The organism is Rhizobacter sp. OV335 (assembly GCF_900142965.1).
Taxonomy (GTDB): Bacteria; Pseudomonadota; Gammaproteobacteria; order Burkholderiales; family Burkholderiaceae_C; genus Rhizobacter.
This window is the reverse complement of the sequence record NZ_FRCQ01000004.1, coordinates 308,792-332,522: the sequence shown is the minus strand read 5'-3', so window position 1 is coordinate 332,522 and position 23,731 is coordinate 308,792. Positions and strand designations below refer to the sequence as shown.

24 protein-coding genes and 1 tRNA gene are annotated in these 23,731 nt (G+C 69.2%); 12 read left to right on the top strand and 13 right to left on the bottom strand.

Annotated features, from left to right (window positions below):
• The first annotated feature begins 9 nt into the window (after window positions 1-9).
• The 7 genes from BUE42_RS06755 (at window position 10) to BUE42_RS06730 (ending at window position 4,262) form a co-directional block, all read left to right on the top strand.
• Window positions 10-528, top strand: a complete 519-nt coding sequence (locus BUE42_RS06755) for an O-acetyl-ADP-ribose deacetylase (protein ID WP_073463841.1) — start codon at window positions 10-12, stop codon at window positions 526-528.
• Entirely contained in the window at window positions 512-655 is a 144-nt protein-coding gene (locus BUE42_RS32945) for a hypothetical protein (protein ID WP_159445378.1), read from the top strand. Before BUE42_RS06755 ends, BUE42_RS32945 begins: the two co-directional genes overlap by 17 nt.
• Window positions 656-669: 14 nt before the next feature.
• The gene (locus tag BUE42_RS06750) at window positions 670-1,212 is read left to right on the top strand and encodes an ankyrin repeat domain-containing protein (RefSeq protein WP_073463840.1); all 543 of its coding nucleotides are present in this window, start codon (window positions 670-672) and stop codon (window positions 1,210-1,212) included.
• Between the two features lie 38 nt (window positions 1,213-1,250).
• Window positions 1,251-1,772: a DUF2199 domain-containing protein gene (locus tag BUE42_RS06745; protein WP_073463839.1), complete on the top strand. Its 522-nt coding sequence runs from the start codon at window positions 1,251-1,253 to the stop codon at window positions 1,770-1,772.
• Window positions 1,773-1,807: 35 nt separating this feature from the next.
• On the top strand, window positions 1,808-2,218 hold the full coding sequence (locus BUE42_RS06740; RefSeq protein ID WP_073463838.1) for a DUF4259 domain-containing protein: 411 nt from the start codon (window positions 1,808-1,810) through the stop codon (window positions 2,216-2,218).
• Window positions 2,219-2,336: 118 nt separating this feature from the next.
• The gene (locus BUE42_RS06735) at window positions 2,337-3,050 is read left to right on the top strand and encodes a DUF899 family protein (RefSeq protein WP_073463837.1); all 714 of its coding nucleotides are present in this window, start codon (window positions 2,337-2,339) and stop codon (window positions 3,048-3,050) included.
• 36 nt (window positions 3,051-3,086) lie between these two features.
• Window positions 3,087-4,262, top strand: coding sequence for a sensor histidine kinase (locus BUE42_RS06730; protein ID WP_073463836.1), 1,176 nt, complete (start codon window positions 3,087-3,089; stop codon window positions 4,260-4,262).
• 28 nt (window positions 4,263-4,290) lie between these two features.
• On the opposite strand, the gene BUE42_RS06725 is transcribed toward BUE42_RS06730, so the two are convergent.
• Window positions 4,291-5,313, bottom strand: a complete 1,023-nt coding sequence (locus BUE42_RS06725) for a zinc-binding dehydrogenase (protein ID WP_073463835.1) — start codon at window positions 5,311-5,313, stop codon at window positions 4,291-4,293.
• Between the two features lie 103 nt (window positions 5,314-5,416).
• On the opposite strand from BUE42_RS06725, the gene BUE42_RS06720 reads away from it, so the two are divergent.
• Window positions 5,417-6,268: a LysR family transcriptional regulator gene (locus BUE42_RS06720; protein WP_073463834.1), complete on the top strand. Its 852-nt coding sequence runs from the start codon at window positions 5,417-5,419 to the stop codon at window positions 6,266-6,268.
• 3 nt (window positions 6,269-6,271) lie between these two features.
• Here the strand turns inward: BUE42_RS06720 and BUE42_RS06715 are convergent, their stop codons facing one another.
• The 5 genes from BUE42_RS06715 to BUE42_RS06695 all read right to left on the bottom strand — a co-directional run bounded on the left by BUE42_RS06715 (window position 6,272) and on the right by BUE42_RS06695 (window position 11,623).
• On the bottom strand, window positions 6,272-7,675 hold the full coding sequence (locus tag BUE42_RS06715; RefSeq protein WP_073463833.1) for a DHA2 family efflux MFS transporter permease subunit: 1,404 nt from the start codon (window positions 7,673-7,675) through the stop codon (window positions 6,272-6,274).
• Window positions 7,672-8,301, bottom strand: a complete 630-nt coding sequence (locus BUE42_RS06710) for a TetR/AcrR family transcriptional regulator (RefSeq protein WP_073463832.1) — start codon at window positions 8,299-8,301, stop codon at window positions 7,672-7,674. Before BUE42_RS06710 ends, BUE42_RS06715 begins: the two co-directional genes overlap by 4 nt.
• 407 nt (window positions 8,302-8,708) lie before the next feature.
• Window positions 8,709-10,208 (bottom strand): hypothetical protein, encoded by a 1,500-nt coding sequence (locus tag BUE42_RS06705; RefSeq protein WP_073463831.1) that lies wholly within the window; start codon window positions 10,206-10,208, stop codon window positions 8,709-8,711.
• Window positions 10,205-10,690: a hypothetical protein gene (locus BUE42_RS06700; RefSeq protein WP_073463830.1), complete on the bottom strand. Its 486-nt coding sequence runs from the start codon at window positions 10,688-10,690 to the stop codon at window positions 10,205-10,207. Before BUE42_RS06700 ends, BUE42_RS06705 begins: the two co-directional genes overlap by 4 nt.
• Before the next feature lie 51 nt (window positions 10,691-10,741).
• Complete coding sequence (locus BUE42_RS06695) at window positions 10,742-11,623, bottom strand: LysR family transcriptional regulator (protein ID WP_073463829.1); 882 nt, start codon at window positions 11,621-11,623, stop codon at window positions 10,742-10,744.
• 104 nt (window positions 11,624-11,727) lie between these two features.
• On the opposite strand from BUE42_RS06695, the gene bla reads away from it, so the two are divergent.
• Window positions 11,728-12,624, top strand: a complete 897-nt coding sequence (bla, locus tag BUE42_RS06690) for a class A beta-lactamase (protein ID WP_073463828.1) — start codon at window positions 11,728-11,730, stop codon at window positions 12,622-12,624.
• On the opposite strand, the gene BUE42_RS06685 is transcribed toward bla, so the two are convergent.
• The 3 genes from BUE42_RS06685 to BUE42_RS06675 form a co-directional block, all read right to left on the bottom strand.
• Entirely contained in the window at window positions 12,621-14,558 is a 1,938-nt protein-coding gene (locus BUE42_RS06685; protein ID WP_083613930.1) for a putative bifunctional diguanylate cyclase/phosphodiesterase, read from the bottom strand. The genes bla and BUE42_RS06685 overlap by 4 nt on opposite strands.
• A 4-nt stretch (window positions 14,559-14,562) precedes the next feature.
• Window positions 14,563-15,027 carry a YfiR family protein gene (locus BUE42_RS06680; protein WP_083613929.1) on the bottom strand — a complete coding sequence of 155 codons (465 nt, stop codon included), beginning with the start codon at window positions 15,025-15,027 and terminating at the stop codon, window positions 14,563-14,565.
• A 225-nt stretch (window positions 15,028-15,252) separates the two neighbouring features.
• Window positions 15,253-16,989: a beta-1,3-glucanase family protein gene (locus tag BUE42_RS06675; RefSeq protein WP_200798910.1), complete on the bottom strand. Its 1,737-nt coding sequence runs from the start codon at window positions 16,987-16,989 to the stop codon at window positions 15,253-15,255.
• Between the two features lie 329 nt (window positions 16,990-17,318).
• Here BUE42_RS06675 and BUE42_RS06670 point away from each other — a divergent pair, with 329 nt between their 5' ends.
• Window positions 17,319-18,038, top strand: a complete 720-nt coding sequence (locus BUE42_RS06670; RefSeq protein WP_073463825.1) for an SDR family NAD(P)-dependent oxidoreductase — start codon at window positions 17,319-17,321, stop codon at window positions 18,036-18,038.
• A gap of 16 nt (window positions 18,039-18,054) precedes the next feature.
• Here BUE42_RS06670 and BUE42_RS06665 read toward each other — a convergent pair whose 3' ends face one another.
• Window positions 18,055-18,618 (bottom strand): NADPH-dependent FMN reductase, encoded by a 564-nt coding sequence (locus BUE42_RS06665; protein ID WP_073463824.1) that lies wholly within the window; start codon window positions 18,616-18,618, stop codon window positions 18,055-18,057.
• A gap of 322 nt (window positions 18,619-18,940) precedes the next feature.
• Between BUE42_RS06665 and BUE42_RS06660 the strand changes: the two genes are divergently transcribed.
• Both BUE42_RS06660 and BUE42_RS34070 read left to right on the top strand, forming a co-directional pair.
• A complete protein-coding gene (locus tag BUE42_RS06660; RefSeq protein WP_073463823.1) occupies window positions 18,941-19,351 on the top strand; it encodes a hypothetical protein in 411 nt (136 codons plus the stop codon).
• A 94-nt stretch (window positions 19,352-19,445) separates the two neighbouring features.
• Window positions 19,446-19,793, top strand: a complete 348-nt coding sequence (locus BUE42_RS34070; protein WP_369822954.1) for a methyl-accepting chemotaxis protein — start codon at window positions 19,446-19,448, stop codon at window positions 19,791-19,793.
• Between the two features lie 79 nt (window positions 19,794-19,872).
• Here the strand turns inward: BUE42_RS34070 and BUE42_RS06650 are convergent.
• From BUE42_RS06650 to pepN, 3 genes are all read right to left on the bottom strand, one after another.
• Window positions 19,873-19,948 (bottom strand) — tRNA-Thr (locus tag BUE42_RS06650).
• A gap of 27 nt (window positions 19,949-19,975) precedes the next feature.
• Window positions 19,976-21,025 (bottom strand): class 1 fructose-bisphosphatase, encoded by a 1,050-nt coding sequence (locus BUE42_RS06645; protein ID WP_073463822.1) that lies wholly within the window; start codon window positions 21,023-21,025, stop codon window positions 19,976-19,978.
• The gene (gene pepN / locus BUE42_RS06640) at window positions 21,022-23,718 is read right to left on the bottom strand and encodes an aminopeptidase N (protein WP_073463821.1); all 2,697 of its coding nucleotides are present in this window, start codon (window positions 23,716-23,718) and stop codon (window positions 21,022-21,024) included. Before pepN ends, BUE42_RS06645 begins: the two co-directional genes overlap by 4 nt.
• Between the last annotated feature and the right edge of the window lie 13 nt (window positions 23,719-23,731).

Sequence of the window (23,731 nt, the reverse complement as noted above, 5' to 3'; positions counted from 1 at the left end):
TGCAGGCCCATGCCTGCAACGCTCCGCGCCATTCGCGCCGACATCACGACCCTCGCCGTCGACGCGATCGTCAATGCCGCGAACTCGTCGCTGCTGGGTGGCGGTGGCGTGGATGGAGCGATCCACCGCGCGGCAGGTCCGGAACTCGTGCATGAATGCCGACTGCTGGCTGGCTGCAAGACGGGCGACGCGAAGCTGACGAAAGGCTACCGGCTCAAGGCGATGTACATCGTCCACACCGTCGGCCCGGTCTGGCGTGGTGGCGAGCACGGTGAGGCGGATCTGCTCGCGTCTTGCTATCGCAGATCCCTCGAAGTCGCCGGTGCGAAGGGGGTCAGGTCGATGGCGTTTCCGAGCATCAGCACCGGCATCTACGGCTACCCCATCGACTTGGCGGCGCAGGTTGCGGTTCGCACCGTGCGCAGCCATCTCGCGCAGTTTCCCGAGTTGGAAGAGGTGGTGTTCTGTTGCTTCTCGCCCAGCGATCTGGCGGTCTACGAAAGGGCGATCCATGGACCAGCAAGCTGAATCCTGGCCGGTGCGCACGATGCTGCTCTTGAACTTCAAATCACGCGAGCCCGAGCTGGCGAAGGCCGCGGCTGCATCGACCTTCCTCGAGGGTGCGCTTGAGTTGCTGATGGCACTGTTCTCGTGACCCGGAGGCAAACATTGCCGTCCATCGAATCCTGGGGCGACCTGCTGCGCGATCGTTCAGAGGCGGACGTGATCTCGTTCATTCGCCAGCAGCCTGAACTGGTGAACGTGCCGGATGCCGTGTTGTCCGAGTACGCGCTGGAGCAAGCCGTCTTCTTCGAAATGCGCGAGCTGGTGCAAGTGCTGCTCGACCTGGGCGCGAATCCTGATCAATTGAACGACCAGGGCTGCCTGGCACTCCACACGGCCATCGAGTTGTTCGAGCGTTCGCCGAAAGTCGCGTTGCAACTGGTCGACGTTCTGCTGGCGCGCGGCGCCGATCTCGAAGCCAGAGGGTATCCAGACTTCACCGCGCTGCATCGGGCCTGCGCGGTGAATGCCATTCCCATCGCGATGATGCTCATCGAGCGAGGTGCCAGCCTGACGGCTGCAGCGGAAGCGTGGGTGGATGGCGGGCGCACGCCGCTCGACGTGGCGTGGACCCATCGATACCAGGAGCTTGCGTCGCTGCTGCAGAGCCGAGGTGCAAAGAGCGTCGATGATCTTCCGACACCCTGACCCTTCCGGTTCCGTCCCACTTCTTGATCCCGACAACCATGGCAGCCATCTTTGCATTCAAGTGCAGCAATTGCGAAGAGATCCACGAGGGCTCTCCGAGCATCGGCTATCGAATGCCCGACCCGTACGCATCCTTGTCGGAGGAGCAGAAGGCGACGATGGGAGAACTGAGCAGCGACTTCTGCACCATCACGCATGAGGACAGAACCGACCGCTTCATCCGCGCCGTGCTGGAGGTGCCGATTCACGGGATCGAGGAGCCGTTCCTGTGGGGCATCTGGGTGTCGCTGAGCGAGAAGAGCTTCAACCGCTATCTCGAAACCTACGATGAGCCCGTCGACGGAGACTGCTTCTTCGGCTGGGTCTGCAACGGGATTCCGGACTACCCGTACGGCGAGTCGAGGCCGGCCGATGTCGTGGTGCAGCCCGGAGGTCAGCGACCCAAGGTCATTCTCCACCGTGGCGAGCACGACCGCGATCCGTTGGTCATTGATCAAACTCGTGGAATTTCCATTGCCCGAGCACAGGAAATTGCGGAACATGTGTTCCATCGGGACTGAGCCGGTCCAAGCACGGAATTCATCGAGGAGCGCACATGGGAGCATGGTCTGTCGATCCCTTCGGAAATGACGACGCCGCGGATTGGGCCTACGAGCTTGAAGAAGCCGACAGCCTCGCTCCCATCGAAGAAGCGATCGACGCGGTGCTTTCGTCTGGCGACGATTACCTTGAAGCGCCGGAAGCGTCGGTGGCCATCGCGGCCATCGAGGTCCTGGCCAGACTGGGAGGCGGCTCCGGCGAGAAGACCTCGTACACGGAAACTGCCGACAAGTGGGTGGCCGAGCACCCACTCAAACCATCGGTGGAACTGGTGGACAAAGCGCAAGCCGCAATCGCCCGCATCCTTGCCGAGAATTCCGAGCTGGCGGAACTCTGGCAGGATAGTGATGAATACGATGCCTGGCAGGCTTCGGTTGAAGATCTGCGAGTGCGAGTCGGTGCCTGACTCTCCCATCTGTCGGATCGTCTTTGTCAGCCCAGTAGGTCGAATTTTTCGGCTTCGATAGTCGATTCCACCTTCCGTCGTTCGTCGTCCCAGCATCCCCTCATCCCTGGAGATGCCCATGACCGCACAGCCCACCCTCCGCCCCGCGAAGGACCTGGCCCAGTCCAAGCGCCGCTTCCCCGGCGAGACCCCCGAGTACCGCGCCGCCCGCAACGCGCTGCTCGAACAGGAGATCGAGCTGCGCCGCCTGAACGAGCGCGTCGCCGCGCAGCGCCGCGCGCTGCCGCCGGGCGGCGTCGTGCCGCACGACTACCGCTTCGACGGCGAGCAAGGCCCGGTCACGCTGTCGCAGCTGTTCGGCGAGCACGACACGCTGGTCACCTACAACTTCATGTTCGGCCCGCAGCGCAAGCGGCCGTGCCCGATGTGCACCTCGATGCTCAGCGCGTTCGACGGCGAGATGCCCGACATGCTGCAGCGCGTGTCGTTCGCGGTGATCGCGCGCGCGCCGCTCGACCGCATCGTCGCCTTCAAGAAGGAACGCGGTTGGCGCCACCTGCGCCTGTACTCGTCGGGCGGCAACGACTTCAACCGCGACTATGCCGACGAAGACCCGGCCAGCGGCTCCGACAACGCCGGCTTCAACGTCTTCACGCGCCGCGACGGCGTCATCCGCCACACCTGGGGCGACGAGATGGGCCCGGAGAGCGCCGACCCCGGCCAGGACCCGCGCGGTGCGCCCGAGGTGATGCCGATCTGGATCGTGCTCGACATGACGCCGGGTGGCCGCGGCACCGACTGGTACCCGGAGCTCGACTACCCGCAGCGCTGAGGCTTCGGCGGCCGCACGCTGAGCGCAGAATGCCGGATGCGCCTGTCGAGCTTCATCCACGCCAATCTCGATGCCATCCTGCGGGAGTGGGTCGCTTTCGCCGCCAGCCAGTTGCCTGCCGCGGCCAGCATCGACGAGGCGGGCCTGCTCGACCACGGCAGGTTGATCCTGCAGGAGATCGCCGAAGACATGCGCCGTCCGCAAGACGACGACGAGCGGCAAGCCAAATCGGAAGGCCAGAGCGACACGCCCGCCCGCGCCCGAAGCGTCCCGTCGCGCAGCCATGCCCGGCAGCGCGAGCGACAGGGGTTCGAGGTCGAGCAGATGGTGGCCGAATACCGTGCGCTGCGGGCGACGGTGTTGAGGTTGTGGAGCGCTTCCCCGGGCGAGGCACAGGTTGCCCGGGATCTCGACGACGTGACGCGCTTCAACGAGGCGGTGGACCAGGCCATCGCGGAGTCGCTGAGCGTTTTCGTGCTGGAAGTGAACCGCACGCGCGACCTGTTTCTCGGGATGCTGGGCCACGACCTGCGGGGTCCCCTCAGCACGATCTCGGCCTACGCGGCGCTGGCGCTGCGCACCCGCCCCGACGATGCGCCGCAACTCGCCGTGGTGCAGCGCAGCGTCGGCCAGATGAAGGCCCTGCTGAACGACCTGGTCGAGTACACGCGCCATCGCCTGGGGTCGGGTCTGCCCGTCAGTCCGGCGCCGCTTCATCTCGACAAGTTCGCCCAGAACACCTTGCAGGAAATCGATGCGATCACCCCCGGTCGAGTCCTGCAGTTGACCGTGCTGGGCGATCTGCAAGGCGAATGGGACGCGCGGCGCCTGCACCAGGCCTTGTCCAACCTGGTGTTCAATGCCTTGAAGTACGGATTCCCCAGTTCGCCGGTCCGCGTCATCCTGGATGGAACCCTCGCCGACGAAGTCCTGCTGGCCGTCGAGAATCACGGCAAACCGATTCCGGCCGACCTGCTGCCGAGCCTCTTCGATCCGCTGGTGCGCGCCGGCAGCGATGATGACGATGCCGACTCCCAGGTGGCCGGCGCCAATCTGGGCCTCGGGCTGTACGTCGTCCGCGAGATCGCGCTGGCCCACGGCGGCACGGTGGGTGTCTCGTCAGATGCGGACTCCACGCGCTTCGAGCTTCGCTTGCCGCGCATCTGCGTGCGCCGCAACGGCGAGAGTCCGACTCCTCCCCGATCTGCGTGAGTCGCGACGGCGTGGTCGGCGCCGGCTATCACGCCGCGCCGAGGTCGACGGCGATCTTGCCGCGCGCCGGCCCGCCGGCCCCACCCATCAGCGCGTGGGCGGCGTCCACCTCGGCCAGCGTGAAGCGGTGCGGGTCGAGCATCGGCCGCAGCGTTCCTTCGGCCGCCAGCCGCGCGGCGTGGCCGAGGATCTCGCCGTGGTGCTTGAGCCCTTCGCCGGTCAGCAGCGGCAGCAGCGTGAACACGCCGGAGTAGGTGGCGCCGCGGAACGACAGCGGCGCCAGCGCATGCGTGCCCCAACCGAGGCTGCTGACGACGTGGCCGGTGTAGCGGCGCGCCGCGACGAACGACGCATCGAGCGTCGCACCGCCCACCGTGTCGACCACGATGTCGAAGCCCGCGCCGGCGGTCGCCTCGGTCACGTAGCGCTCCACCGGCGTCGCGGTGTAGTCGATCGGCGTGGCGCCGAGCCGGTGGATCGCGTCGAGCTGCGCTGCGCTGCCGGTCGCCCACACCTCGGCCCCGTGCGCACGCGCCAGCTGCACCGCGATGTGCCCGACGCCACCCGCTCCGCCGTGCACCAGCACACGGTCGCCGGGCTTCACTCGTGCGCGATCCACCAGCCCTTCCCACGCTGTGATCGTGACCAGCGGCAGCACCGCCGCCTCGCGCGGTGACAGCGCGGCCGGCCGCAGCGCCAGCAAGCGCGCATCGACCGCGATGAAGCCGGCCAGCGTGCCCGCATGCCCGCCGACGCCGCCGACCATCCCGAACACCTCGTCGCCCGGCTTCAGCTGCGACACGCCCGCGCCGACGGCGCGCACGGTGCCTGCCATGTCGATGCCGAGTACTGCCGGCAGCGGCTGGCGTGCATGGGCCGCCTGGCCGGCGCGGATCTTCGCGTCGAGCGGGTTCACGCCGCTGGCCCGGACCTCGACGAGGACCTGGCCGGCGCCGACCGACGGCATCGGCAGCTCGCGCACGACGAAGGGCGCGCCGGGCGCGTCGGCGAAGGCCGCGGTGGTGGTGGAAGGGAGGTGGAAGGTCGACATGGCTGTTCTCCGGTGATCGATGCAGCCAGTCTGGTTCATTCACAAACGTTCTTCAATCGACAAGAATGCACGTTGCTCATGCAAATATGAATGCGAGGTCGAGATGGAATGGAGCGATGTGAAGGTGTTCCTCGCAGTGGCTCGCGAAGGCTCGCTCGGCGGTGCCGCGCGGCGCATCGGCCAGACGCAGCCGACGATGGGCCGGCGGCTGCACGCGCTCGAAGACTCGCTCGGCCAGCGGCTGTTCCAGCGCGGCAGCGCCGGCTTCGTGCTGACCGAGGAGGGTCAGTCGGTGCTGCAGCATGCGCAGCGCATCGAGGAAGAAGCGCTGGCGATCGAGCGGCGTCTCGCCGACGGGCAGGTGGCGCTGAGCGGGCTGCTGCGCATCTCGTCGTCGGACTGGTTCGGCGTGCACGTGCTCGCGCCGTGGTGCGCCGAGTTCATGGCGTTGCACCCGGAGGTGACGATCGAGCTGATCACCGACAGCCGTCTGTTCAGCCTGGCGCGCCGCGAGGCCGACCTGGTGTTCCGCATCGCGCCGTTCAGCGAACCCGAGGTGGTGCAGCGGCGCTTCATGCACCTCGACTACGGGCTGTACGTCGCGAGCACCCACAAGGGGCCGCTGCCGCGGCGCGGCAAGGGCCTGCGGCTGGTGACGATGGACAGCGCCTTCGACGACATGCCCGACGTGGCCTGGCTCAAGCGCAGCTTCCCCGAGGGCCGCACGGTGTTCGGCAGCAACAGCCGCGAGGCGCAGGCCCGCCTGTGCGCGGCCGGTGCCGGCGTGGCGGTGCTGCCGTGCGCGTTGGCGGCGGGCATGCCCGGCCTGCGGCGTGTTGCGCGGGCCGAGCCGCCGCCCGGCCGCGAGGTCTGGGCGGGCTACCACCAGGACCTGCGCAACGCCGGCCGGCTGCGCGCGTTCCTCGAGTTCGTGGTGGCGAAGGCGGCGGCCTGACGCTCAGGGGCGCGGGGCCGGCCGCGTGTTGACGAACAGGCACAGGAAGGCCGTCAGCAGCGCGAGGCCGATGTGCAGGCCGTAGACCACGTCGAAATCGCTGCGTTGCACCACGCCGTGGCCGAGCAGCAGCACCGTGATCGCGACACCGATCACCGCGCCGATCTGGCGCGTGGCCTGGTTGACCGCGCTGCCGACCGCGTAGTGCTGCGCCGGCAGCTTGCTGACCGCGGCGCCCGACAGCGACGGCAGCACCATGCCGACGCTGGCACCGCTGAGGAACAGGCCGGGCAGCCAGTGCGTCAGGTAGGCGGGTTCGAGGCCGGGCACCAGCATGAACCACAGGCCGGCGGCCGCGTAGAGCAGCGCTCCGCCGACCAGGAAGGGCCGATGGCCGAGCCGCCCGGCGAGGCGGCCGGTGATGATGGCGACCGGGATCACCGTGAGCGGGCCGGGTGCGATCGCGAGGCCGGCCTGCGCCTGGCTGTAGTGCCACACGTTGTTCATGTAGAAGAAGAACGCGAAGAACATCATCGCGAACGCGATGCCGAAGGCCAGCGTCGCCGCGTTGACGGCGCTGTAGGTGCGGTGGCGGAACAGGCCGAGGTCGACCAGCGGATCGCGCACCCGGCCGGCCCAGATCACGAACGCGACCAGAGCGATCACGCCGGTGCCGGCGGCGGCGATCAGCTGCGCCCGCGTCCAGGCGGGGGATTCGGATTCGACGATGGCCAGCGCGATCGCGCCGACCGCGACGATCAGCAGCGCCATGCCGACCGCATCGACCTTGCGCCGTGTCGCCGCGCGCGGCGATTCGCCGAGCAGTGCGGCACCGCGCCACAGCGACAGCGCGCCGATCGGCAGGTTGATGAAGAAGGCCCACGGCCAGCCGACGGTCTCGACGACCAGCGAACCGAGGCTCGGGCCGACCGCGGCCGCGAAGCCGGCGACGGCGCCCCACAGGCTGACGGTCAACGCGCGTTTTTCTTGCGGGAAGGCGGCCAGCACGATCGACAGCGAGGCCGGCGTCAGCAGTGCCGCGCCGACGGCCTGCAGCACGCGTGCGGCGATCAACCAGCCGACGCTGCCGGCCAGCCCGCAGGCGGCCGAGGCGGCGATGAACACCGTGACGCCGAACAGGAAGACGCGCTTGCGGCCGTGCGTGTCGGCCAGCCCGCCGGCGGGGATCAGCATCGCGGCATAGACGACGGTGTAGGCGTTGAGCACCCACGACATGTCGGCCGCGGTCGCCTGCGGGAAGCCGGCGCGCAGCGCGCCGAAGGCCGCGTACAGCATCGTGCTGTCGAGCGACACCAGGAAGGCCGCGACGCTCGCGACCCAGAACACGGGCCACGGGGAGGTGCGCGGGGCGGGCGGCTCGATGGCGACGGGGGTGGCGATGCTCATGGGGATTTCCGGGTGGATGCGGTTGCAGTGGCAGCGGATGCGAGGGAGGGGGTGTCGTACTGCAGCAGCAGCGCCTGGCGTGCGCCCGACAGCATCGCGCGGCTTTCGGCGGTGTTGCCGAGCGCGCGGGCGATCTGCAACGAGCCGACCAGCGTGCCGGTGACCACGCTGGCGGCGGCGTGGTGCGCCTCGGGCAAAGCGGCGTTCACGCGCTCGATGAGGCGGCGCACGCGCTGCGCGGAGGCCTCGCGCACGAGGTCGGACTGGCGCGGCATGTCGGAGCCGAGCGCGGCGACCGGGCAGCCGCTGTCCATCGACACGAGGTGGCGGTCGGCGAGGTAGGCGTCGACCAGCGCGCGGAACGGGCTGATGCCCTTCGCGGCGCGTTGCGCGGTGGAGCGCGCGACGCTGTCGGCGCTCTCGCGGCCGGCGCGTTCGAGCGCTTCGACGAGCAGTGCGTCGCGCGACTCGAAGTGCGCATAGAAGCCGCCATGCGTGAGCCCGGCGTCCTTCATCACGTCGGCGACACCGAGGCCGGCATAGCCGTGGCGGCGGATCGCGCGGGCCGCGGCCTCGACGATGCGCTCGTGGGTCTCTTCCTTGCGGGTGTTGGCGGGGCGTGCCATTGCGGCTCCATTTAATATGATGTGAATCATATTCTTGTTTGCCGGTTTGTGCTGGTGAGCTCATTCGCAGGTCGGCGCGGCAAAGGCGCGGGTGGAGAGGCTGTGGCTCGCCGTCAGGTGCGGTCATCGCCCCTGGCGGGGCAATGACTGCCCTGCGCTGACTGGTTTCATGGCCCGTCGCCGAAACTCCCGCCACTCACTTCGTTCGTTGTGGTCAAACAGTCGGCGACAGTCAGTGCACGAAGCGTGCTGCGCACGCGGGCCATGAAACCAGCCAGCTCCGGCGCCCCCTCCTCATTGGCGCTCCACAGCCTCCCCACCCGCGCCTTTGTGCCACCGCCCCAGCCGAGCCCCCGGCCCCTCACGCCACCCGCCGCGCCACGCCGCACAGAAGCAGCCGCGGAAGTTCACCAGCCTGACATTCCGAAGCTGCGGCTCCAGGACAGTTCGACCACCGGAGTCGCCTTGCTTCCACGCAACGGCTGCATCGCTCCCGCACCAAGGCGCCATTCGCTGCGGGGCGTGGCGGCCCAGCCGGCCCACAACACGCTTTGCAGGATCGCGCCGCCGGCCGTGGCGACCCCGCCGCCGCCTGCCGCTCCGGCCAGCGCCTCGATGCCGACTCGCACCGGCGTGCCCGGGCGGCTGGCGATGCCGGCCCCGATCAGCCCGGTTGAATAAGCGCCGGCATGTCCGGCGTAGGCACTGTGAGCCTGGCCGCTGACATAGATGAAGTCGTCGACGTAGCGATTCAGCTTCAGGCCGATCGTGTCGAGCGATTGGCGGCTGCCGTCCTGGCGCAGCACGCGGGCATGGTGCTGCAGCGCGGCCACCCATTCGGTGCGCACGACGCGCGGCGGCGTGTTGCGGCCGTCGTGACCGGGTTCCAGGTCGATGCCCAGCCACAGCTGGGCCTGGCGCGCGCGCAGGTCGCCGTTGGCGGCGCGGATGCGGCCGTACTCGCCGCCGATCGTCCAGCCGGGCAGGGGGCTCCATTCCAGCGTACCGGTGGCCTTGCCGATCAGGCCGCCCCCGGTCGGCACGGCACCGCCGCCGCCGAGCCCGCCCGCCACCCGCAGGCCGGCCCGCCACGTGGGCAACATCACCGGAAACGGCGCGAAGCTCGCGCCGACCGTGCCGAGGATCTCCATGTAGCCGGCCGCATCGCCCTTGGCCGCGGCCGCCGATTCGAGGCCCCACGACCAGCCGTTGGCGAATCGGCGTTCCGCGCGTGCGCCGGCCAGGCCGGCTGTCGGGCGCGGCGCGCCATCGAAGCGGTAGGCGGTGGCGGTCAGCGCCATGCGGTCGAAGCCGAGGCCGGTGATGCCGCTCGACGCGCTGGCCACGCCGCCATGTTCTCCCGCCAGGTGCGCGAAACCGCCGCGCCACGCGAGGGCCAGCCCGAACTGCCGGCTCTTGATCTCGCCGCTCGGGAAACTCACGGCTGAAGCCGAGAGCCCCAGTTGCAACGACGAGCCGATGTCCCTCATCACCGTCAGCGCAGGCCGCAGCATCAGGCCCGAGCCAACCGGCGCCGAGGCGCCACCGCCGCCGCCCGCATACAAGCCCGTGGCCAGCGTCCAGCCGGGGCTGAACTGCCAGCGGTGCTGCACCTCGATGCCGGCGACGAACAAGCCGCCGCGCTGCCCGGTGGCCGCACCGTACACCGCCGGCCCGAACGCCCAGCCTGAGCCGGCATCGAACAGCAGCGAGCCGCCCACCAGGCCCATGCGCTCGCCCTGCGGCAGCCGCACCCGCTCGTAGCCGAACAGCGTGATGGTCGGGATCGGCGCATCGGCACCGTCGCGGCCACCTTCGTCGCCGCCCTCGGGTTCCGCCTGGGCCACACCGGCCGCCAGCAGCGCGCCGGCGAGCGCCGCCGCGCTGCGAAAACGCCGCCGGATCAAGCGAGTTCGCGCTCGAGCCAGGTCGCCGCGCTGTCGGCCGTCAGCCGGAACCCGGCCTCGACGCGCTTGCGGGCCACTTCCTGGCCATCGGCATTGCGGGCCGCCAGCATTGCGTAGGGATCGTCGTCGTCCGGCACGATGTCGAGCGTCACGACGATCTCATGGGCGCCGCTGCCGATCCATATCTTCTTGTGCAGCCGCGCCGCCAGTTGCTGCTCATGCCGGCGCCGCACTTCATGCGCGGTCTTGACCAGCGTGTGGAAGGCGGGGGCATCGAGCGGCTTCGGGTTCTTCTTGTCGCGGCCCATCGTCCACGGGCCGATCAGCGCCGGCTCGGCCTCGCCGCGCAGCGTCATCGAGACGGCCCAGCCGTCGTCGTCTTCGTTCTTGATGACCTGGGCGATCCAGGCCTCGTCTTCCCAATGGCGCGCTTCCTGGATCGGCGCGGGTTCGTCATCAACGGGGGTCGTGGTGTCGGACATGACAGCGGGATGGTGAAGGGATTGGGGGCGTACTGTATAGGCGTACAGCCATCAAGTCGAGTGCTGCGACGTTTGCTGCGACGCCTGCTGGATCACCCACGCCTGGAACACCCGCAGCGCCTGCGTCGGCGCGCGCGACTTCAGCCGCGTGATCCAGTAGCGCCCGAGCGACACGCCGAGCGCGAACGGCTGCACCAGCCGCTCGGTGCGCAGCTCCTCGCCGAACATCGCCGGCGGCAGCAGTGCGACACCGATGCCCTGCGCCGCGGCGGCCGCCATCGCGATCGACGAATCGAACACCGGCCCGCGCAGCAGCGGCGTCTCGATGCCGGCGGCCGCGCACCAGCGCGCCCATTCGTCGGCGCGGTACGAGCGCAGCAAGGTCTCGTCGGCGAGCGCGGCCGGCGTTTGCAATCGCCGCGCCAGCGCCGGCGCGCACACCGGCGACAACGGCGCCTCCAGCAAGGGCTCGGCCTCGGTGCCGTGCCAGGCGCCATCGCCGAAGCGGATCGCGCAGTCGAGCCCCTCGGCGGCCAGGTCGACGCGGTTGTTGTTCGTCATCAGCCGCAGGTCGATGGACGGGTGGTCGCGCCGGAAGGCCGCGAGCCGCGGCAGCAGCCAGCCGACCGCGAAGGTGCCGACCACCGCCACCGTCAGCACCTCGCGGTGCAGGCCGCCCTCGAACTGCTCCAGCACCAGGCGCATGCGCTCGAAGCTTTCGCTCAGCATCGGCAACAGTGCGCTGCCCTCGTCGGTCAGCGCCAAGCCGCGCGGCAGGCGGCGGAACAGCGAGACGCCCAGGCGCTCCTCGAGGTTCTTGACCTGCGCGCTGACGGCGTTCTGCGTCACGCACAGCTCCAGCGCGGCGCGCGTGAAGCTCAGGTGGCGCGCCGACACCTCGAAGGCGCGCAAGGCGTTCAGCGGAAGTTGCATGGCCCAGATTATCTGGGGGCTCGCCCCCGAAAGCAGTGTTTGAGCGATGGCGGTGCGGTCGCTATCGTGCACGCTCCCAACCGACACGCCCTGAGGATTCCCCGATGCAAAGAAGACAGTTCAACAGCGCGCTCGCGCTGTCGCTCGGCACCGCGATGCCGTTCGCCTGCGCCGCGATGCCGGCCACGGCCGCCCAGAAAAATTGGGAGCAGGGCGCCGATGCGCGCTGGGCCGCGATCGAGGCCGATGTCGGCGGACGGCTCGGCGCCGCGGTGCTCGACACCGGCAGCGGCCGCGTCGACGGGCACCGCCTCGACGAGCGCTTCCCGATGTGCAGCACCTTCAAGTGGCTGGCCGCGTCGCTGGTGCTGCAGCGCGTCGACGCCGGGCTCGAGCGGCTGGACCGGCGCATCGTCGTGCGCCGCGAGGTGCTGATCGCGAACTCGCCCGTCAGCGAGCAGCATGTGGGCGGCGACGGCATGAGCATCGCCGAACTGTGCGAAGCGACGGTGCTGGTCAGCGACAACGCCGCGGCCAACCTGCTGCTCGCGAGCTTCGGCGGACCGCCCGCGATCACGCGCCATGCACGCTCGCTCGGCGACACGAAGACGCGGCTGGACCGCACCGAACCCGCGCTGAACGAGGCCCGCCCCGGCGACCCGCGCGACACGACGACGCCGCGCTCGATGGCGACCGCGCTGCGCAGCGCCTTGCTCGGCACCGCGCTCTCCGACGCCTCGCGCGCCCGGCTCGTCGCGTGGATGGAAGCGGTGCGCACCGGCACCGACCGGCTGCGCGCCGGCCTGCCGCCCGACTGGCGCGTCGCCGACAAGACCGGCACCGGTGCGCGCGGCAGCACCAACGACGTGGCGGTGGCCTGGCCGCCGAATCGCGCGCCGTTGGTCATCACCGCCTACCTGACCGACAGCAAGGCGGATGCGAAGCGCCGCAATGCCGCGCTGGCGGCGGTGGCGCGAGAGGCGGCCACCCGGGCTGCCTAAGTTGCAGCGAGTGCGGGCAACACCCGGCCCGCGGCCAGCATCGCGTCGATCGCCTGCACGCTCACCGGCTTGCTGTACAGGAAGCCCTGTGCGAAATCGCAGCGCTGTGCGGCCAGGAAGTCGCGCTGCGCCACCGTCTCGACCCCTTCGGCGACGACGGTCAGCGACAGGCTGTGCGCCATCGTGATGATGGCCGACGCGATCGCCGCGTCGTCGCTGCTGTCCGGCAGGTCCTTGACGAAGGCGCGGTCGATCTTCAGCTTGCCGATCGGCAGGCGCTTCAGGTACGCGAGCGACGACAGCCCGGTGCCGAAATCGTCGACCGCCACCTGGATGCCGAGCGCGCGCACCGCCTCCAGCTGCGCGACGTTGCTCGCCAGGTCCTCGACCATCGAATGCTCGGTGATCTCGATCTGCAGCGCGCGCGGGTCGGCGCCCGAGGCGCGCAGCGCGGCGTCGATCTGCGCCTGGATGCCGCGGCGGATCTGCAGCGCCGACACGTTCACCGCGACGTGCAGCCGGTGGCCGCCGTCATGCCAGCGGCGGATCTGCAGGCACGCGGCATGCAGCACCCACTGGCCGATGTCGACGATCAGCCCGCTCGATTCGGCGATCGGGATGAACTCGACCGGCGACACCATGCCGAGCTGCGGATGCTCCCAGCGCAGCAGCGCCTCCACGCCGACCAGCCGCTGCGTGGCGAGGTCGACGATCGGCTGGTACAGCAGGCGCAGCTGCCGGTGCGAGACGGCCTCGCGCAGGTCGGCTTCGAGCTGCACGCGGCGCGTGGTGTCGTTCAGCATGCGGGGGTGGAACACCGCGAAGGTGTTCTTGCCCATGCGCTTGGCCTCGTACATCGCGGTGTCGGCGGCCAGCACCAGCGAGGCCGCGTCGACCGCGTCGTTCGGGTACAGCGCGACGCCGGCGCTGCCGCGCGCCCGCAGCAGCTGCGCACCGACGGCCAGCGGCTCGTCGAAGGCGCGCATCGCCGCATTCGCGAGCGCCTGCAGCTGCACCGGGTCGACGACGCGCGGCGACAGGATCACGAACTCGTCGCCACCGAAGCGGAACGCGATGTCGGTCGGCCGCATGAACTTCGTCAGCCGCCCGGCCAGCGCGCGCAGCAGCTCGTCGCCGACGCCGTGGCCGAGCGTGTCGTTGACGAGCTTGAAGTCGTCCAGGTCGAGCAGCAGCAGGCCGAAGCCCTCGCTGGTGCGGCCGACGGTCGCGATCAGCCGCTGGATCTGCTCGTTGGCCGCATGCCGGTTCGGCAGCCCGGTGACCGGGTCGTAGTGGGCGAGGTAGTCGAGCCGTTTCTCGGTGCCTTCGATCTGGCGGCGGATGCCGATCGCGAGCGCATAGGCGAGCGCGAACGACACCAGGCTGACCACCAGCGTGATCGCGATGAAGGCCGCGACGCGCTCGTACAGGACGCGCAGGCTCGCGCTCACCAGCACGTGGCCGACCACGCGGTCGCCCTCGCGCACCGGCACGCGCACGTGCAGGCGGTTCCCGGCGAAGCGATGGCCTTCGGTGGCCAGGGCCGGCGGCGCGGCGTCGACCCGCTGCGTGCGCTGGCCGGGCGCGCTGTAGGCGGCGAGCTGGCGGTCCTGCAGGTCGAGCAGCGATGCGCGCTCGATGCCCACCGACGATTGCAGGCCGGAGAGCGTCTGCGCCGCGGCGCCGCTGTCGCCGAACAGCACCGCGGCCGAGCTGTTGTCGGCGACGATGTGCGCCTGCGCGGTGAGGTCGTCGACCATCGCGCTGCGCAGCGAGAAGTACACGTAGGCGTCGAAGCTCAGGCCCGCCAGCAGCAGCGCGGTGCTGACGCTGAGCGCCACCGCGCGCATCAGCCGGCGCCCGAGCTGCGGCCCGGGTTGCACGCGGAACGGGTCGCGGCGGCGTTCGGCGTCGGTCATGCGCTCGGTCGACATGCGGTCATTCCGTGACGCGGCGCGCCACGCGCAGCAGCTTCGAGCTGACCTGCAGGCGCGACTGGCGGACGGTGGCGAGGTCGATGTCGAAGCGCACGCGGTCGCCGTCGCGGTGCAGCACGACGGCCGCGGCGATCGACGGCGCGGCGTCGCCGTCGGCGATCAGCAGCGTGCCGACCGGCGGGCGCTCCGGCGCGTTCGACGGGCTGTCCAGCAGCGCCGCATGGCAGGCCGACCAGCTGCCGGCCGACGCCAGGTCGCGCACGTCGAGCCGCCAGTGGCGCACGATGCGGCCGTCGAGCGCCTGCACCGCCGGCCGCAACGGGCTGGCGCGGTCGATGCACAGCGCGAGCGACGGCGCCTGCGGGGGCAGCACGTCGGCGGGCCATTCGACGAACAGCAGCAGGTTGAAGACGAGGGTCGCCTTGCGCTCGGCTTCGGCGGCTTCATCGGCCTGTGCCACAGGCATCCAGGCACACGCCGCGGCGCAGGCAAGGGCTGCCAGCTGCTGCGATGCAGGCCGAAGGACCGGAAGTGTGAAGCGATACACGGCGCGGGCGGGTGCACGAATGCACGAAAGCGAAAAGGCGCCGCCCGCGACATGCGGACGGCGCCTTTTCTTATCGGCCCGTGACCCTCCCGCTTGAGCGCCGGCCGCGAGACACGCGTACCGGCACGGGAGCGGGGACTTACCTTACCAGCCGATCGTCACGATCATGCCGCGCGGGCTCGGGTGCTCCAGCAGCGTGCTCTTGCTGCGCACGTCGTCGTAGGCGAAGCCGTAGGCCAGGCCGTCGATGCTGTGGTCATGCCAGAACTTCGCGTAGTAGTTGGCCGGGCCGGCGGGGTAGTACGCGGCCGAGTTGCTCCACTGCGACGGGTCGACGCTGATCAGCAGGTGGCGGTTGAAGGCGGCGGCGATCTGCGCCTGCACCACCAGCTCCTGCGAGTTGCCGCTGGCGAGGTTGCCCGAGGCTTCGAGGATGCCCTGCGTCGTCGGCTTGCCGCGGATGTACAGGTTCTGCGGGCCGCCGTCCTTCGAGAACACGAAGTCGTTGCCGATCACGCGGCCGCGGAAGGTGCCGGCCTCGGCGCTGAACACCAGGTCGGTGCCGGCGTAGCGGCTCCACACCTGGTCGACGTACGACGCGAAGTAGTTGCCCTGCGCGCGACCGGCGCCGAACTGGCCCTTGGCCGGCGCGACGATGCGGTAGGGGCGTTGCACCAGCGCGCGGAACTCGGCCTGCGGCAGCGCTTCGAAGTCGGCGAAGATCTGCGCCCGCGAGGCGTTCTCGCCCAGCGTGCGGTCGTAGCCGTCCTTGCCCAGCAGGCGCGCCTTCAGCGGGAAGCCGAACTGGTCCACGCGCGTGGTGTTGCCGTGGTAGCCGCTGTTGTCGACGGTGAACTCGATCCACTCGAAGTTCACATCCTGGTTCGGGTCGGTCGGGTTATTCAGGTCGGGGCCGGCGAAGCCGAGGCGCCCGTCGCCGGCGGTGTTGATCTTGATGAACATCGGCGAACCCAGGCTGATGAACATGCGGCCCGAGTCGATCTTCGGGATCGAGACCCAGCCGGCGTCGCTCAGCTTGTTGAAGTAGTTCGAGTAGGTCTGGCCGTTCTTCGCGAGGCGGTTGCCAGCGTCGTTGTCGGACAGCGCGGACGGCACCAGGCGGCCGCTCGCGTCGACGTGCGACAGCACGCGCGTCGCCGGGTCGTAGCCGATGATCGACCAGTAGACCTGGTTGTCGGCGAAGCTGCCGTTGGTGCTGTTCACCAGCTTGATCGTCATCACGCCGTTGCCCACCGGCAGGTCGACGCTGCCGTTGCCCTGGCGCACGCGGAACGACGACACGATGTCGTTGAAGTTCACGTTGACCAGGTTGGGCGTGTCGGCGCCGAGCGTCAGCGTGCGGCCGCCGAAGTTGACGTCGTCGAACAGGTCGACCTGGTAGCCGCTCTTGACCTTGACCGACGAGACGCGGTCGTTCCAGGTGCCGCCCACCCAGGAATTGTCGGCATCGCCGCAGAACGAGGCGCCCTGGTAGTCGGCGTTCTCGTAGAAGCAGATCGTGCCGGTGGCCGCGGGCGGCGGGGTGGTCGTGCCGCCGCCGACCGTCGCGCTGAAGCGGGCCGAGTCATAGGCCGGCGCGCCGTTGTTGTAGGTGAAGAAATAGCCGAGCGTGTTGCCGTTCGCGACGCCGGTCACCACCTGCTCGTAGCGGGCGGTGCCGCTGTTGTAGCCCATGCGCAGGTTCTGCTGCGGGCCGCCGTTGACCTGGTAGTGGATGTCGACCCAGGTGGTCGCGACGCTCGACTTGAACCAGATCGTCGCGGTGCTGCCCGAACTGGTCACGCCCTGCGTGAAGTCGGCCGCCGCGGCGTGGCCCGCCAGCCCGGCCGTGAGCGCGAACGCGGCCACGATCCATCCCAAGAAGCTTCTTGCTTTGCCCAACATGACGTTTCCCCTCGCTGTGTGTCTGCCGGCACGGCCGGACGTTCGGGGGCGATTCTCGAAGCGCGGCCGCCCGGGCGGGGCGACGGCTTGCAACCAATTGCGAGGGGATTCAGAAAGCGCTTTCACGAACGACCGTGCGATCGGATGCGGGATCGCTCACAGGTGGCGGGTGGGTCTGCCCGGTTCGGCGATGGGTGGGTGTCCCGGGAACAACCGGTTGCAAATGAGGGCGGGGCGCTGCGCGAACCGCGACAATCGCCGCCTTCGTCCCTCTCTCTTGTCCGAATCCCCTCGAGGACCTGCGCATGACTTCTTCGATCTCTTCCCGCGTGGTGCTGGTCGCCGGCGGCACCGGTGCGCTCGGTGGCGCGGTGACGCAGGCCTTCGTCGACACCGGCGCGACGGTGCTGGTTACCTACCGGCAGCGCAAGTCGTTCGATGCGTTGCAGAAGCAGCTGCGCGCCGGGGCGGTGCCGGTCGAAGGCATCGAGCTCGATGCGAGCGACGAGGCCGCGGTGCGCGCGGCCGTCGCGGCCTGCCTGGCGCGCCACGGGCGGCTGGATGCGATGGTCAACGCGATCGGCGGCTGGGCCGGCGGCGTGAAGCTGTGGCAGCAGGACGCGGCCGCGTTCGACCAGATGATCGACCTGAACCTGCGTGCCACGCACGCGCTGCTGCGCGCCGTGGTGCCGGCGATGCAGGCGCGCGGCGCCGGCGCGCTGGTCAACGTGGCAGCCATGTCGGGGCTGGTGCCGGCGGCCGGCTCGGCGGTGTATTCGGCCGCGAAGGCCGCGGTGCTTGCGCTGATGACGGCGCTGGCCGAGGAGCTGCGCGGCAGCGGCGTGCGGGCCAACTCGGTGCTGCCCGGCACCATCGACACGCCGGCCAACCGCAGCGCGATGCCGACCGCCGACGCCACCCAGTGGACCGCGCCGCAGGACATCGCCCGCGTGATCGTCTTCCTGTGCAGCGACGACGCGCGCGCCGTGCACGGCGCGGCGATCCCGGTGCGCGGCGGCGCCTGACGCCGCTCGGCGTTGATCAGCGCCGCTGGCGCTGGATCCAGGCCTCGAACTTCTGCAGCAGCTGCGTGCAGAACTCGCGCGTCTTCTCGTCGCTGATCTCGCCGTTCGGCCCGAGCAGCTTCGCGACATTCCCGATGTAGGCCTCCGGCTGCTGCAGCACGGGCATGTCGAGGAACACCAGGCACTGCCGCAGGTGGTGGTTGCTGCCGAAGCCGCCGATCGCGCCGGGCGAACAGCTCACCACCGCCGCCGGCTTGCCCGACCAGACGCTCTTGCCATACGGGCGCGAGCCGACATCGATCGCGTTCTTCAGCCCGCCGGGGATCGAGCGGTTGTACTCGGGCGTTGCGAACAGCACCGCATCGGCCCGCGAGACCCGCTCGCGGAAGGCCTTCCACGCGGCGGGCGGGGCGGCCTCGCCGTCTTCATCGTAGAGCGGCAGGTCGCCGATGCCGACGATCTCGATCTTCAACGACGGCGGGGCCAGCGGCGTGAACGCGTTCACCAGCGCGCGCGTGAACGATGCGCGCCGCAGGCTGCCGACGATCGCGACGACATCGAGAGGGGAAGTGCTGCTCATGTGGTGTTCTCCTTGAGGTGGTCAAGACGCGAGGCGACAGGCTACCCCGCGCCGCCGCGGCGCAACAGCGCCCCCAGCCGATCGCCCCGACTTCAAGTGCGGTCGTCGCGTTTCATTGTTGCGATCGTGGCAATGATCAATTCACCAAATGGCCGTCGATGAATTCAGGGTTAACCACTAGAGTTCACCCCATCGACTCTTTGTCTCCCCAGATGACCGGTCGAGTTCGAACGAGCCGGACACGCGATGAAGGCGTGGCGACCCGCAAGAAACAAGCCCCAACGATCTTTCACTTGCCACCTTCAAGCTCAAGGAACTCATCATGAACAGCAAGCTTTTCATCGCCGCCTCCCTCGCCCTTGCCGCCGCCCACGGTGCTGCGATGGCTGAAACCTCATCGTATGCCGAAAGAATGCGCCTGATCGGCCGCACCGCCCAAGCCGGTGAACAGGCTCCCGCCCAGTTCGTCGACAGCAGCACCAGCAAGCTGCAGACGGCCTCCGAACAACGCGCCGCCCATGTCGCCCGCATGAACCTGATCGGCCGCACCGCCGCCTACGGCGAAACCTCGGCAGCAGCAGTCGGCGACACCTTCGCCGGCAGCGCGCAACAGCAGTTCGAACAGCGCATGAAGCTGATCGGCCGCTCGGTGGGCCAAGGCGAACTGGCCGGCTACAACGTCGAGGTCAACAACCAGCTGAGCGCACAACGCGCTTCGCGCTCGGCGCAATGAACCCGGCGGCCTGAGGGCCGCTGTAGACCCCGCGCCCCGCGTCGGCTTCTGCCGCGCGGGGCGTTCTTCATCCGGCGCCGATCCCCGGGGTGTCGTGCTGCTGGCCGACAAGACCGTGATGCAGGCCGAGAAGAAGCGCATCGAGGAGATGCGCGCGACGAACGCCGAGATCATCAGCGGCCTCGAGGCCACGGTGCACAGCGCGTCGGTGAGCCGCGTGGTCGACACGATGCGCGGCATCCAGGAGTCGTCGAAGAAGATCGTCGACATCATCGGCGTGATCGACGGCATCGCGTTCCAGACCAACATCCTCGCGCTGAACGCGGCGCTGGTGGAAGAGGGCGCCGCAGCGGCCGAAAGCCTGAAGCAGCAGGCGCGCATGCTGGTGGAGGCGGTCGCGGTGTTCAAGCTGCGCGGCGGGCACGCGGCGATGCCGGCCTGATCTCAAAGAAAGCCAGGCACAAAAAAAGCCGCTGTGAAGCGGCTTTTCTTGATCCGACCCCCGGAAGGGCCAGCGATGTTGGTGCCGGTGAGAAGAGTCGAACTCCCGACCTTCGCATTACGAATGCGCTGCTCTACCAACTGAGCTACACCGGCGTGAAGCCAACGAGTATAGCTCGACTTTCAGCCGTTTTCGCGGTGGTGTTCGCGGTGATACGCCGTGATGCGTTCAACTTCGTTCTTCGAACCCAGGATCACGCTCACGCGCTCGTGCAACGCGGTCGGCTGCAGGTCGAGGATGCGCTGCCCTGCATTGGTCGCAGCGCCGCCGGCCTGCTCGACGATGAAGGCCATCGGGTTCGCCTCGTACATCAGCCGCAGCTTGCCGGCTTTCTTCGGCTCGCGCTTGTCCCACGGGTACATGAACACGCCGCCGCGCGTCAGGATGCGGTGCACGTCGGCCACCATGCTGGCGATCCAGCGCATGTTGAAGTCCTTGGCGCGCGGGCCGCTGCTGCCGGCCAGGCATTCCTCGACATAGCGCTGCATCGGCGGCGCCCAGTGCCGCAGGTTGCTCATGTTGATCGCGAATTCCTTCGTGTCTTCCGGGATCTTCGCGCCGTCCTGCGTCAGCAGCCAGGCGCCTTCCTCGCGGTCGAGCGTGAAGATCGCGACGCCGTCGCCCACCGTCAGCACCAGCATCGTCTGCGGGCCGTACACGCAGTAGCCGGCCGCGACCTGCTGCGTTCCGGGCTGCAGGAAATCGGCCTCGCTGACGCCCACGCTCGCACCCGCCGTGCTCTCGGGCTTCTTCAGCACCGAGAAGATCGTGCCGATGCTGACGTTGACGTCGATGTTGCTCGAGCCGTCGAGCGGGTCGAACAGCAGCAGGTACTCGCCCTGCGGGAAGCGGTTGGGCACCACGTAGATGCCTTCCATCTCCTCGCTGGCCATCGCCGCGAGGTGGCCGCCCCATTCGTTGGCCTCGATCAGCACCTCGTTGGCGATGATGTCGAGCTTCTTCTGCATCTCGCCCTGCACGTTCTCGGTCTCGGCGCTGCCGAGCACGCCGCCGAGCGCGCCCTTGTTGACGCTGATGCTGATGCGCTTGCAGGCGCGCGCCACCACCTCGATCAGCAGCCGCAGCTGCGACGGGATGTTGCCGTGGCTGCGCTGCTGCTCGATCAGGTACTGCGTCAGGCTGATGCGTTTCGGAGTCAGGCGCTGCGTCATGCCGCGACCTCGCCGGATTGCAGCGCTCGGCCGACGATCTCGCGCACGTCGTTCGACAGGTCGGCCTTGGCCGCGACGCGCTTCAGCGCTTCGCCGGCGGCGGTGCGGTAGGGCTCGGCCAAGTTGCTCCAGCGGTCCATCACGCGGGCGACGCGCGCGGCGAGCTGCGGGTTCAGGCTGTCGAGCTCGATCATGCGGTCGGCCCAGAACACGTAGCCGGCGGCATCGCTGCGGTGGAAGGCGGCCGGGTTCAGCATGCACAGCGCGCTGATCAGGCTGCGCGCCCGGTTCGGGTTCTTCAGCGAGAAGTCCGGGTGCTGCAGCAGCTGCTTGGCGCGCGTGAACACGCGGCCGTCCTTCTCGGGGGCGCCGGCCTGCAGCGTGAACCACTTGTCGATGACCAGCGGTTCGGCCCTGAAGATCTCGTGGAAGCGTTGCAGCGCCGGCTCGGCCAGCTCGGCGTGGGCATGCACCAGCGCGGCCAGCGCGCCCAGCCGATCGGTCATGTTGCCGGCGTCCTTGAAGCGCTGGTAGGCGCGGCCCGGCCACACGGTGTCACCGCGGCGCGTCGCGTCGAGGCACAGCATCGCGAGCGCCAGGTTGGCCAGCGCGCGCTTGCCGGACGACACCGGGTCGGGCGAGTAGCCGCCGCGCACCTGGTGCGTGTCGAAGGCCCACTGCCAGTCGTCGCGCAGCGCCTGCGCGAGCTGCAGCTTCATCGATTCGCGCGCCGCATGGATGCGCTGCGGGTCGACCACGTCGAGCTGCTCGGCGACGTAGGTCTCGCTCGGCAGCGTCAGCGCCAGTTCCTTGAACGCGGCATCGAGTTCGGCATGCCGCAGCACCGCGCGCATCGCCTCGATGAAGGCGGCATCGAGCGGCTGCGGCTGCTCGGTCGCCACCGCGGCCAGCAGGCGGTTCAGCGCCAGGCGCTGGCCGGCTTCCCAGCGGTTGAACGGGTCGCTGTCGTGCTTCAGCAGCACCAGCAGGTCCTCATCGGACAGGTGGTCGATCAGCATGACCGGCGCCGAGAAGCCGCGCAGCAGCGACGGCACCGGTTCCACGTCGATGTTGACGAAGGTGAAGAAGCTGCGCGATTCGTGCAGCACCAGCACGCGCTCGGTGCCGCCGGCGGCCGCTTCGCCTTCCAGCTGCAGCGGCAGCGGCCGGCCGTCGCGGCCGATCAGCCCCATCGCGACCGGGATCACGTTCGACTCCTTGACCACCTGCCCCGGCGAGGGCAGGCAGCTCTGCTCGATGCCCAGCGTGTAGGTGCGCGACGGCGCGTCGTAGCGGCCGCGGGCGTTGACGCGCGGCGTGCCGGCCTGGCTGTACCAGCGCTTGAACTGCGTCAGGTGCTTCGCCAGTTCGCTGTCGGGGTTGGCATCGGCGATGGCCTGCGCGAAGTCGTCGCAGGTCACGGCCTGGCCGTCGTGGCGCGCGAAGTACAGCGTGATGCCGCGCGCGAAGCCTTCGCGGCCCACCAGCGTCTGCATCATCCGCACCACCTCCGAGCCCTTCTCGTAGATGGTCGCGGTGTAGAAGTTGTTGATCTCGACGTAGCTGTCCGGGCGCACCGGGTGGGCCATCGAGCCGGCATCTTCGGGGAACTGGATCTGGCGCAGCTGGCGCACGTCCTCGATGCGCTTGACGGCGCGGGCCGTCGGGCTGCCGGCCATGTCCATGCTGAACTCCTGGTCGCGGAAGACCGTCAGGCCCTCCTTCAGGCTCAGCTGGAACCAGTCGCGGCAGGTGATGCGGTTGCCGGTCCAGTTGTGGAAGTACTCGTGGCCGACCACGCTCTCGATGCCGGCGTAATCCACGTCGGTGGCCGTCGCCGGGTTGGCGAGAACGAACTTCGTGTTGAAGATGTTCAGGCCCTTGTTCTCCATCGCGCCCATGTTGAAGTCGCCGACCGCGACGATCATGAAGCGCTCCAGGTCCAGCGGCAGCTTGAAGCGGGCCTCGTCCCACACCACGCTCGCGATCAGCGAGTTCATCGCATGCTCGGTCTTCTCGAGGTCGCCGCGGCGCACGTACACCTGCAGCAGGTGGTCCTTGCCCGAGCGGGTGCGGATGTGCTGCTCGCGCGCGACCAGGTCGGCCGCGACCAGCGCGAACAGGTAGCTCGGCTTCGGGAACGGGTCGTGCCATTTCGCGAAGTGGCGGCCGTTGTCGAGCTCGCCCTGCTGCACCAGGTTGCCGTTCGACAGCAGCACCGGGTAGGCCTTCTTGTTCGCCTTCAGCGTCACGGTGTAGACCGCCATCACGTCCGGGCGGTCGAGGAAATAGGCGATGCGGCGGAAGCCCTCGGCCTCGCACTGCGTGAAGAAGCCGCCACCCGAGGTGTACAGGCCCGACAGCTGCGTGTTCTTCTCGGGCGCGCAGGTGTTGCGGATCTCGAGCGTGAACTCGCCGGCCGGCACGTCGGACAAGCTGTCGATCACCAGCATGCCGTCTTCATGGCGGAACGACACCGATTCGCCGTTGACCAGCACGCGCGTCAGCGTCAGGTCTTCGCCATGCAGGCGCAGCGGCTGCGGCGGCAGCGTGGTGTTGCGCTCCATCGTCATGCGGTTGATGACCAGCGTCTTGGCCGGGTCGAGGTCGAACGTCAGGTCGACGGTGCGGATCCAGAACGCCGGGGCGGTGTAGTCCTCGCGGCGGATCAGCGGTGCAGTGCCTTCACGCATGGTGTTCTTCTTT

Bases quoted from the DNA above. Each gene is read 5' to 3' on its own strand.
- BUE42_RS06645 (WP_073463822.1), bottom strand. From the start codon at position 21,025: ATGACGCAGCGCCTGACTCCGAAACGCATCAGCCTGACGCAGTACCTG.
- BUE42_RS32945 (WP_159445378.1), top strand. From the start codon at position 512: ATGGACCAGCAAGCTGAATCCTGGCCGGTGCGCACGATGCTGCTCTTG.
- BUE42_RS06725 (WP_073463835.1), bottom strand. From the start codon at position 5,313: ATGTCGACCTTCCACCTCCCTTCCACCACCACCGCGGCCTTCGCCGAC.
- BUE42_RS06680 (WP_083613929.1), bottom strand. From the start codon at position 15,027: ATGCCTGTGGCACAGGCCGATGAAGCCGCCGAAGCCGAGCGCAAGGCG.
- BUE42_RS06710 (WP_073463832.1), bottom strand. From the start codon at position 8,301: ATGGCACGCCCCGCCAACACCCGCAAGGAAGAGACCCACGAGCGCATC.
- BUE42_RS06720 (WP_073463834.1), top strand. From the start codon at position 5,417: ATGGAATGGAGCGATGTGAAGGTGTTCCTCGCAGTGGCTCGCGAAGGC.
- BUE42_RS06740 (WP_073463838.1), top strand. From the start codon at position 1,808: ATGGGAGCATGGTCTGTCGATCCCTTCGGAAATGACGACGCCGCGGAT.
- BUE42_RS06695 (WP_073463829.1), bottom strand. From the start codon at position 11,623: ATGCAACTTCCGCTGAACGCCTTGCGCGCCTTCGAGGTGTCGGCGCGC.
- BUE42_RS06665 (WP_073463824.1), bottom strand. From the start codon at position 18,618: ATGAGCAGCACTTCCCCTCTCGATGTCGTCGCGATCGTCGGCAGCCTG.
- BUE42_RS06745 (WP_073463839.1), top strand. From the start codon at position 1,251: ATGGCAGCCATCTTTGCATTCAAGTGCAGCAATTGCGAAGAGATCCAC.
- BUE42_RS06660 (WP_073463823.1), top strand. From the start codon at position 18,941: ATGAACAGCAAGCTTTTCATCGCCGCCTCCCTCGCCCTTGCCGCCGCC.
- BUE42_RS06700 (WP_073463830.1), bottom strand. From the start codon at position 10,690: ATGTCCGACACCACGACCCCCGTTGATGACGAACCCGCGCCGATCCAG.
- bla (WP_073463828.1), top strand. From the start codon at position 11,728: ATGCAAAGAAGACAGTTCAACAGCGCGCTCGCGCTGTCGCTCGGCACC.
- pepN (WP_073463821.1), bottom strand. From the start codon at position 23,718: ATGCGTGAAGGCACTGCACCGCTGATCCGCCGCGAGGACTACACCGCC.
- BUE42_RS06715 (WP_073463833.1), bottom strand. From the start codon at position 7,675: ATGAGCATCGCCACCCCCGTCGCCATCGAGCCGCCCGCCCCGCGCACC.
- BUE42_RS06685 (WP_083613930.1), bottom strand. From the start codon at position 14,558: ATGTCGACCGAGCGCATGACCGACGCCGAACGCCGCCGCGACCCGTTC.
- BUE42_RS06735 (WP_073463837.1), top strand. From the start codon at position 2,337: ATGACCGCACAGCCCACCCTCCGCCCCGCGAAGGACCTGGCCCAGTCC.
- BUE42_RS06730 (WP_073463836.1), top strand. From the start codon at position 3,087: ATGCGCCTGTCGAGCTTCATCCACGCCAATCTCGATGCCATCCTGCGG.
- BUE42_RS06670 (WP_073463825.1), top strand. From the start codon at position 17,319: ATGACTTCTTCGATCTCTTCCCGCGTGGTGCTGGTCGCCGGCGGCACC.
- BUE42_RS06755 (WP_073463841.1), top strand. From the start codon at position 10: ATGCCTGCAACGCTCCGCGCCATTCGCGCCGACATCACGACCCTCGCC.